This is a genomic window from Petrotoga sp. 8T1HF07.NaAc.6.1 (assembly GCF_016772115.1).
Taxonomy (GTDB): Bacteria; Thermotogota; Thermotogae; order Petrotogales; family Petrotogaceae; genus Petrotoga; species Petrotoga mobilis.
On the sequence record NZ_AUPG01000038.1, the window covers coordinates 1 to 1,106 of the forward strand.

Genomic DNA, 1,106 nt, shown 5'->3' on the forward strand with positions numbered 1-1,106 from the left:
CAGTGGGTGACAACAGTCTTTAAATTAGTGTGATTAATATCGTTTAATCTTTGCTGATTAAATGCCTCATCCAAGCCAAATACCCCAAAATCAGCGAAAAAAGTTAATGCTCCACTAACGGACAATGCTCCTCCAATGGTGGCTGCGTTATGCTCCTCAATACCAATTTGAATATAACCTTCGGGATTGACTTTTTCAAATTTTTCCAAATTAACGGATGGTTTCAGATCACAATCGATCGCAACTACTGGAAAATTCTCCATGTTCAGTTTCGCAAGATCAGCAATAGCGTTACCAAAAGCATTACGATTGGCAACCTTTTCTCCCTTGCCATATACTATAGGTTGTCCTGTCTCAACATTTAATTCAATATTTGGATAACTTAGTTTATCCCTAGTTAAAGCCATATTTTTTCTTTTTTCAATGTACTTTTCCACATCGTTTTCTAAACCTAATTCTTCTAAAGCTTTACTTAGCTGTTCTTTAGTGAGTGCTTTACCGTGATAGGTTGGGGTGTTTTCCATAAAAGAAACTCCTTTCCCTATAATCGTCTTAGCTACAATCACAGTTGGCCTTAATGGTTCATTTTCAGCTACTTCTAAAGCCTTATTGATTTGATCAAAATTGTGTCCATCGATTTCTATAACGTTCCAGCCAGCCGCTTCATATTCTCCAACTATATTTACTGATAAGATATCTCTAGCTCTTCCAGATATTTGAATATCGTTGTAATCAAGTAACACTATTAGGTTATTTAAGCCTTCTTTTATGGCAGTTCTTCGAGCTTCTGCAATTTGCCCTTTTGAGCTTTCTCCATCACTACTAAATACGTAAACTCTATAGTCTTTTCCCCTCTTTTTTGCTGCCAAAGCCATTCCAATCCCAGCTGATAAACCTTGACCTAAATTGCCTGTTGACCACTCAACACCAGGTATTCCACGGGTAACATGCCCTTCAAATATGCTCCCAGCATATCTGAATCCTGAAATAACTTCTTCTATGTCTACAAAGCCCATCCTTGCTAAAGCCACATAGAATCCTGGTGAAGTGTGACCATGACTAACCACGATCCTGTCTCTATCTGGATTAAACGGATCATCTGGGAA

At 38.1% G+C, this 1,106-nt stretch carries 1 protein-coding gene; it reads right to left on the bottom strand.

Annotated elements, in window-relative coordinates:
* Positions 1–1,106 (bottom strand): transketolase (locus NAAC61_RS10475; protein WP_202695999.1); only part of this gene is annotated, 1,106 nt, incomplete at both ends.